General features: G+C 67.6%; 6 protein-coding genes and 1 pseudogene. 3 read left to right on the top strand and 4 right to left on the bottom strand.

Going from position 1 to position 7,957, the window contains the following annotated elements; all coding sequences use genetic code 11:
* Positions 1-72: 72 nt before the first annotated feature.
* Together lptG and lptF are read right to left on the bottom strand one after the other, a co-directional pair.
* Positions 73-1,179, bottom strand: coding sequence for an LPS export ABC transporter permease LptG (gene lptG, locus QMX83_RS18530; RefSeq protein WP_282298111.1), 1,107 nt, complete (start codon positions 1,177-1,179; stop codon positions 73-75).
* A complete protein-coding gene (gene lptF, locus QMX83_RS18525) occupies positions 1,176-2,255 on the bottom strand; it encodes an LPS export ABC transporter permease LptF (RefSeq protein WP_282298110.1) in 1,080 nt (359 codons plus the stop codon). Before lptF ends, lptG begins: the two co-directional genes overlap by 4 nt.
* A gap of 104 nt (positions 2,256-2,359) precedes the next feature.
* Between lptF and QMX83_RS18520 the strand changes: the two genes are divergently transcribed.
* From QMX83_RS18520 to QMX83_RS18510, 3 genes are all read left to right on the top strand, one after another.
* On the top strand, positions 2,360-3,850 hold the full coding sequence (locus QMX83_RS18520; protein WP_282298109.1) for a leucyl aminopeptidase: 1,491 nt from the start codon (positions 2,360-2,362) through the stop codon (positions 3,848-3,850).
* Entirely contained in the window at positions 3,837-4,262 is a 426-nt protein-coding gene (locus QMX83_RS18515) for a DNA polymerase III subunit chi (protein WP_282298108.1), read from the top strand. The genes QMX83_RS18520 and QMX83_RS18515 overlap by 14 nt, the downstream gene beginning before the upstream one ends.
* A gap of 75 nt (positions 4,263-4,337) precedes the next feature.
* Complete coding sequence (locus tag QMX83_RS18510) at positions 4,338-7,166, top strand: valine--tRNA ligase (RefSeq protein WP_282298107.1); 2,829 nt, start codon at positions 4,338-4,340, stop codon at positions 7,164-7,166.
* 7 nt (positions 7,167-7,173) lie between these two features.
* Here QMX83_RS18510 and rimI read toward each other — a convergent pair whose 3' ends face one another.
* Both rimI and QMX83_RS18500 read right to left on the bottom strand, forming a co-directional pair.
* A complete protein-coding gene (rimI, locus tag QMX83_RS18505) occupies positions 7,174-7,671 on the bottom strand; it encodes a ribosomal protein S18-alanine N-acetyltransferase (protein ID WP_282298106.1) in 498 nt (165 codons plus the stop codon).
* Positions 7,668-7,957, bottom strand: a pseudogene (locus QMX83_RS18500) (hypothetical protein); the annotation flags it as partial. The gene rimI and the pseudogene QMX83_RS18500, both read right to left, overlap by 4 nt.

Raw genomic sequence — 7,957 nt, 5'->3', positions numbered from 1 at the left:
ACGTAGAGCCACGCCCTGCGTGGCGGCGCGGTGCCGGGGGGGTCGAAGCCACGCAGGGCGTGGCTCTACGTCTTAACCGGACTTGCGCCGGAACAGCAGCCCGGACGTCACCAGCATCACGATCGGCGGCAGCGCGTAGGCAATGCGGTAATCGAACTTGAGCGCGCCGGCCATGCGCCCGAAGAACAGCTGCAGCAGCCAGAAGCCCAGCGCGAACAGAATGCCCAGGAACAGCCGCTTGCCCATGCCACCACTGCGCAGCGAACCAAACGCGAACGGGACCGCGGCCAGGCACAGCGCCAGCACGTTCAACGGGTAGAACCAGCGGCTCCAGTAGATGTCTTCATAGTCCCGCGCATCCAGGCCGTTGCGCTTGCGGTACTCGATGCTGGTACGCAGGTCGGAGGCGGTCAGGTTGCGGGGCTTGGATAGGCCGCTGGCCAGCGCGGCTGCGTCCAGTTGCGAGTCCCATGGCTCGGTGGGCTTGGTCTCACGGGTGACCGAGCGCTCGCCGAAGGTATCGCGGGTGATGTTGTTGAGCTTCCAGCCGCTGGCATCGTGCTCGGCAGTGCCGGCGCGGGTGAACGAGGCAATGCGCCCGTTTTCGCCGATCTGGTACATGCGCACGTCACGCAGCACCAGCCGGGTGCCGCCCTCGGGCAGCAGCTGCTCGTCACCGCCCATGGCATTGAGGAAGGTGTCGCCCTCGCGCGCCCACACCCCGAAGTACTTGGACTCGGTTGCATTGCTGCCGTACTTGGCGCTGGCCCGGATCGCATCGGCCCGGCTCTGGCCCCACGGGCCCAGGGTCTCGCCGCTGAGCACCATCACCGCGGTCAGCAGCGACAGTGCGATCGCCACCGAGACGCTGAGACGCTTGCGCGACAGACCCAGCGCGCGCAGCGCGGTCAGCTCGGAGGTGGCGGCCATCTGCCCCAGCCCCATCAGTGAACCGATCACCGCGGCGGTCGGGAAGAAGGTGTAGGCGCGCCGGGGCACGGTGTACAGCACCCACGCGGCGGCATGGCCCAAGGTGTAATTGCCCTTGCCGACGTCCTTGAACTCGCCGGAGAACGCCATCACCACGTCCAGGCCGACCAGCACGGCCCAGGTCAGCAGCACCGTGCCGAACACCGCACGGCCCAGGTACAGGTCAAACCGCATCGGGCGGAATTTCATGCGGTTCTCCTCGGGCGCGACAGCCTGCCATCGCGGAAGTACATCCAGAGCGCCAACCCCAGCAGCGGCAGGCTCAGCCACCACAGGCCCAGACTACCGGGCACTTTGCCGTCCGCGATCCAGCCGGTGCCGATGAACATCAGGTTCATGCCCACCAGATACGCCAGGAAGGCGAGCATCATGCGGCCGTAGCGCTGCTGGCGCGGCGAACTGCGGGCCAGCGGCAGGGTCATCAGTGCGAACGCGAGTGCGATCAGCGGCGGCGTGATGCGCGAGTGCAGCTGGGCCTGGGCCTCGGGCCGGGGGTCACCGAACAGCTGGCCGGTCGGCAGCAGCTCGGGGTCGTTCTTGTCGCGGGTGACCGCGCCGTCCGGCAGGGCCACGTCATTGCCGGCGAAGGTCATCAGCTTGTAGTCCAGACCACCGCCGGACGGGCCTTCGATCTGGTGTCCGGATTCCAGCTCCAGGTAGCGCTGGCGGTCGCCTTCGAAATGCATGCGGCCGCGCTCGGCCGACATCACCTCGATCTGGCCCTCGCGCTCGCGCTGCAGGAACACCCGGCCCAGCTGGGTCCCGCTGGGCGAGACCGAGCTCAGGTAGACCACGCCGCCATTGGGCAGGGGGGTGAACTTGCCGGCTTCCAGCCCGGCCATGACCAGGCTGCGGTTGGCGTCCTCGATCATCTGCTCGCCGGTGCGGTCGGCCCACGGGCCCAGCCACAGCGAGCACAGGCCGATCAGCCCCACCACCGGCAGCACGATCATCAGGACCGGCCGCAGCAGCCGCTTCGGACCAACGCCGATGGCGGTCAGCACCGCCATTTCCGAGTCCCGGTACAGCCGCGCGGTGGCCAGCAGCAGGCCCAGCATCAGCGCCAGCGGCAGGATCAGCGGCATGTAGACGATGAACTGCAGGCCCAGCTGGGAGAACAGCAGCCGGGCCGGCAGGCGGCCGTCGGCGATGTTGCCCAGGATGTCCACCAGCACGCCCCCCACGCTGACCACCAGCAGGACGATCAGGGTGGCCAGGAAACTCTGGACGAAATCACGCAGGAGGTAGCGATCGAGCTTCGACATGGGGCGGTGGTTTAAACTCTCGGATTCGTTCGCGGTGCTGCCCAGTCTACCGACCCGGCGTAAACAGCTCGCGATTGTACGGATTTGCCAACGGAATCTGATCAATGGCCCTGGAATTCACCCTGAACCACGCTGCCCCGGCTTCCGCCGAGGTCGACTGCGTCATCGTCGGCGTCTATGCCGACAAGACCCTGAGCCCCGCTGCTCAAGCCCTGGACGCCGCCAGCGGCGGCCGCCTGACCGCTCTGGTCAACCGCGGCGATGTCGGCGGCAAGACCGGCGCGACCACCCTGCTGCATGACGTGGCCGGGGTCAAAGCCCCGCGCGTGCTGGTCATCGGCCTCGGCGAGCCGGCCAAGTTCGGCGTGCCGCAGTACCTGAAGGCGGTCGGCGACGCCAGCCGCGCCCTGAAGAGTGGCGTGAACGGCCATGCGCTGTTCACCCTGTCGGAGATCGCGATCAAGGGTCGCGACGCGGCCTGGAACATCCGCCAGGCGGTGATCACCGCTGACCACGCGGCCTACCGCTACACCGCCACCCTGGGCACCAAGAAGCCCGAAGCCCCGGGTCTTGCCACCCTGGCCATCGCCGGCACCGACACCCAGGCCCTGACCCAGGGCCAGGCCATCGCCGCCGGCGTGCAGTACGCCCGCGAGCTGGGCAACCTGCCGCCGAACCTGTGCACCCCGGCCTATCTGGCCGAGTCCTCGGTGGCCTTCGCCCAGAAGCACGCCGGGGCCGAGTCCGAGATCCTCGACGAAGCCGGCATGGAAGCGCTGGGCATGGGCTCGCTGCTGGCCGTGGCCCGTGGCTCGGCCAACCGTCCGCGCCTGGTGGTGCTGAAGTGGAACAACGGCGGCGACGCCAAGCCCTACGTGCTGGTTGGCAAGGGCATCACCTTCGACACCGGTGGCGTCAACCTGAAGACCCAGGGCGGCATCGAGGAAATGAAGTACGACATGTGTGGCGCGGCCAACGTGATCGGCACCTTCGTTGCCGCTGTCACCGCCAAGCTGCCGCTGAACCTGGTGGTAGTGGTGCCGGCCGTGGAGAACGCCATCGACGGCAACGCCTATCGTCCGTCCGACGTGATCACCTCGATGTCGGGCAAGACCATTGAAGTGGGCAATACCGACGCCGAAGGCCGCCTGATCCTGTGCGACGCCCTCACCTACGCGCAGCGCTTCGAGCCGCAGGCGCTGGTCGACGTGGCCACCCTGACCGGGGCCTGCATGGTTGCGCTCGGCCACCAGACCGCCGGCCTGATGTCCAAGCACGACGATCTGGCCAACGAGCTGCTGGCCGCCGGCGAGCATGTGTTCGACCGCGCCTGGCGCCTGCCCCTGTGGGACGAGTACCAGCCGATGCTGGATTCCAGCTTCGCCGACGTCTACAACATCGGCGGCCGCTGGGCCGGTGCGATCACCGCGGGCTGCTTCCTGTCGCGCTTCACCGAAGGCCAGCGCTGGGCGCACCTGGACATCGCCGGCGTCGCCAGCGACGAAGGCAAGCGTGGCATGGCCACCGGCCGCCCGGTCGGCCTGCTGAGCCAGTGGCTGCTGGACCAGGCCGGCTCTTCGCATGTCGCGGGCTGATTTCTACCTGATCGCCAAGCCGCGGTTCCTCACGGAACCGCTGCGCCTGGTCTGCGAACTGGCGCGCAAGGCCAATGACGCCCAGCTGCCGACCCTGGTGCTGGCGCGTGACCAGGCCCAGGCCGAGGCGTTGGACGAACTGCTGTGGTCGTTCGACGACGACGCCTACATTCCGCACCAGATCGCCGGTGAGGACATGGACGAGGAAGAAGCGCTGGTGCTGATCGCCGTGCCAGGCGGTCAGGCCCCGGACCGCCCGCTGGTGATCAACCTGCGTGACGACCCCTACCTGGGGGCCTGCGACCGCGTGCTGGAAGTGGTGCCGGCCGACCCCGAAGCGCGCGAACCGCTGCGCGAGCGCTGGCGTCAGTACAAGGCGCTGGGCTTTGACCTGAACAAGTACGACATGTAACCCACGGCCGCGCCCCCTTGATGGGGGCCCTGCGCGCCCTGATCCTTTCCAGATTGCCTTTCCCGGTTGCCCCGCATGACCCAACTCGCCTCCAGCTACGATCCCAAGACCTTCGAAACGGCGCTGTATGACGCCTGGGAGAAGGCCGGCCACTTCAAGCCGTCCGGCCAGGGCGAGCCGTACACCATCCTGCTGCCGCCGCCGAACGTCACCGGCACGCTGCACATGGGCCATGCCTTCCAGCAGACCCTGATGGACGCGCTGGTGCGCTACCACCGCATGCGCGGCTACGACACGCTGTGGCAGGTGGGCACCGACCACGCCGGCATCGCCACCGAAATGGTGGTCAGCCGCAACCTGGCGCTGGAAGGCAAGGGCGAAACCCGCGACTCGCTGGGTCGCGAAGGCTTCATCGGCAAGGTGTGGGAATGGAAGGCGCAGTCGGGCGACATCATCGAGCGCCAGATGCGCCGCCTGGGCACCTCGGCCGACTGGTCGCGCAGCACCTTCACCATGGACCCGCAGCCGTCCGAGGCGGTGGTTGAAGCCTTCGTGCGCTGGCATGAGCAGGGCCTGATCTACCGCGGCCAGCGTCTGGTCAACTGGGACCCGGTGCTGAAGACCGCCATTTCCGATTTGGAAGTGGAAGCCACCGAAGAAGACGGCTTCCTGTGGTCGATCGCCTACACCCTGGACGATGGCCTGAGCTACGAGCACGTCGAGCGTGACGCCGACGGCGTGGAAACGCTGCGCGAAACCCGCGACTACCTGGTGGTCGCCACCACGCGTCCGGAAACCCTGCTGGGCGACACCGCAGTGATGGTGCATCCGGAAGACGAGCGCTACCAGCACCTGATCGGCAAGCAGGTGGTGCTGCCGCTGACCGGCCGTCGCGTGCCGGTGATCGCCGACGACTACGTGGACCGCGCGTTCGGTACCGGCGTGGTCAAGGTCACCCCGGCGCATGACTTCAACGACTACCAGGTCGGCGTGCGTCACAGCCTGCCGATGATCAACCTGTTCACACCGACCGCGTCGGTGAACGAGAACGCGCCTGAGCGTTTCCAGGGCCTGGACCGCTACGACGCGCGCAAGGCCGTGCTGGCCGAGCTGGAAGACGCCGGCATTCTGGTCGAAACCAAGGCACACAAGCTGCAGGTGCCGCGCGGCGACCGCACCGGCCAGGTGATCGAGCCGTACCTGACCGACCAGTGGTTCGTGAAGATGGACGAACTGGGCCGTCGTGGTCTGGAACTGGTCGAGAGCGGAGCCATCGGCTTCGTGCCGCCGAACTGGATCAACACCTATCGCCACTGGATGACCAACATCCAGGATTGGTGCATCAGCCGCCAGCTGTGGTGGGGCCATCGCATTCCGGCGTGGTTCGACGCCGCCACCGGCACCTGCTACGTCGGCCGCAGCGAAGCGGAAGTGCGCGAGAAGAACGGCCTGGGCAGCGACGTCGTGCTGACCCAGGAAAGCGACGTGCTGGAAACCTGGTTCTCCTCGCAGCTGTGGCCGTTCTCGACCCTGGGCTGGCCGAACGAACAGGCGATGGCCGAGCGCGGTTTCGACCGCTACCTGCCCTCGTCGGTGCTGATCACCGGCTTTGACATCATCTTCTTCTGGGTGGCCCGCATGATCATGGCCACCGACAACCTGACCGGGAAGATCCCGTTCAAGGACGTGTACTTCACCGGTCTGATCCGCGACGGTGAAGGCCAGAAGATGTCCAAGTCCAAGGGCAACGTGCTCGACCCGCTGGACATCATCGACGGCATCAGCATCGACGACCTGGTCGCCAAGCGCACCGGCGGTCTGATGCAGCCGAAGACCGCCGAGAAGATCGAACGCAAGACCCGCAAGGAATTCCCCGACGGCATCGCCGCGCACGGGGCCGACGCGCTGCGGTTCACCATCGCCGCGCTGGCCACCCACGGTCGCGACATCAAGTTCGACATGAACCGCGCCGAGGGCTACAAGAACTTCTGCAACAAGCTCTGGAACGCCAGCCGCTTCGCGCTGATGAACACCGAAGGGGCCGCCTTCGCCGGTGCGCCGACCCCGCGCACCGATGCAGAGCGCTGGATCCTGGCACGACTGGCCGCCACCACCGCTGAAGCGCAGGGCCACTTCGCCGCGTATCGCTTCGACCTGCTGGCGCAGTGCCTGTACGAGTTCGTCTGGAATGCCTTCTGCGACTGGTTCCTGGAACTGAGCAAGCCGGCGCTGAACGGCAGCGACGCCGCCGATGCCGAAAGCACCCGCCACACCCTGCTGTACGTGCTGGAAGCGCTGCTGCGCCTGCTGCACCCGCTGACCCCGTTCATCACCGAACAGCTGTGGCAGCAGCTGGCCCCGCGCCTGGGTCTGAGCGAAGCCACCCTGTCGCTGCGTCCCTACCCGACCGCGGCCGAGTTTGCCGGTGATTTCGCCCAGGCCGAGGCCGACGTGGAATGGCTGAAGGCCGTGATCAGCGCCGTGCGTCGCGTGCGCAGCGAGCTCAATGTCGCCCCGTCCAAGCTGGTGCCGCTGCGTCTGCAGGCCGGTGTCGCCCAGGACCGTGCCCGCATTGAGCGCTTCAGTGCCTCGATGGCGTTCCTGCTCAAGCTCGACAGCATTGAATGGCTGGGCGATGGCGAAACCACCCCGCCGGCCGCGGCCGCGATCGTGGGCGAGCTGAAGCTGCTGGTGCCGCTGGAAGGCCTGGTCGATCTGGACGCCGAACGTGCACGCCTGGACAAGGAAATCGCGCGCGTGCAGGGCGAATACGAGAAGAGCGAGACCAAGCTGGCCAAGTTCACCGACAAGGTGCCGGCCGCCGTGGTCGAGCAGGAGCGCGTGCGCCTGGCGGACTGGATCACCCAGCTGGCCGGTCTGCGCGAGCAGCGCGCGAAGTTGTAAGCGCTGTTTACAGCGGCGGCATCGTCTCGATGTCGTCGCTGACCAGCTCCATCGCCATCACCAGCGCATCCTCGCGCCCGCCGTGCGCGGGGTAGTAACGCGGTCGGCGACCGATCTCGTTGAAGCCCTCGCTTTCATACAGCTTCAACGCCGGTCCATTGGACGGCCGCACTTCCAGGAACACCCGGTGCGCGGCATGGTCGCGCGCCAGCTGCACCAGCGCGCGGAACAGCAATCGCCCCAGCCCGCGTGACTGCACGTGTGGGTCCACGCAGACGTTGAGGATGTGGCCTTCATCGGCGGCCACGCTGAGCACGCCATAGCCCACCAGATCGCCGTCGTCCTCCAGCGCCAACGACGGATACCCCGCACGCAGGCAGTCGACGAAGATGCCACGCGTCCACGGGAACGGGTAACCGCGCTCCTCGATGTCCATCACCGCATCCAGGTCGTCTTCGCGCAGCGCGCGCAGCGACGGTGGTCGCGGTGAACTGACCGCACTCACGCGCGGCTCCGCTTGCGCAGGGCCCGCAGCTGCGGCCACAGCGCGCGCTTGGCGGCGGCACTGCGGCGCAGTTCGTCCAGGTTCCAGCTGGCCATCAGGGCCTGGGTTTCAGGGTCGTTCGGGTTGCAGCCGGAGGCGCGCAGCAGTGCGATCTGCAGGCGATCGGGCAGGCGGACGGCCGGTTGGCGGGTGCCGGGGCGCGGGGCGGTCTCGGGCGCGGACGGTGGCGTAGAGCCGGGTCTTGCCCGGCTGGCCGTTCGTTCGGACGGTGCGGCAAGCCGGGCAA

Origin of the sequence: Stenotrophomonas sp. PS02289, assembly GCF_029960115.1 — a bacterium.
Taxonomy (GTDB): domain Bacteria; phylum Pseudomonadota; class Gammaproteobacteria; order Xanthomonadales; family Xanthomonadaceae; genus Stenotrophomonas.
The sequence above is the reverse complement of the archived record's forward strand: the minus strand, read 5'-3'. Positions and strand labels throughout refer to the sequence as shown.

Coding starts and splice junctions, on each gene's coding strand:
- lptG (WP_282298111.1), bottom strand. CDS start 1,179: ATGAAATTCCGCCCGATGCGGTTTGACCTGTACCTGGGCCGTGCGGTG.
- lptF (WP_282298110.1), bottom strand. CDS start 2,255: ATGTCGAAGCTCGATCGCTACCTCCTGCGTGATTTCGTCCAGAGTTTC.
- QMX83_RS18520 (WP_282298109.1), top strand. CDS start 2,360: ATGGCCCTGGAATTCACCCTGAACCACGCTGCCCCGGCTTCCGCCGAG.
- QMX83_RS18515 (WP_282298108.1), top strand. CDS start 3,837: ATGTCGCGGGCTGATTTCTACCTGATCGCCAAGCCGCGGTTCCTCACG.
- QMX83_RS18510 (WP_282298107.1), top strand. CDS start 4,338: ATGACCCAACTCGCCTCCAGCTACGATCCCAAGACCTTCGAAACGGCG.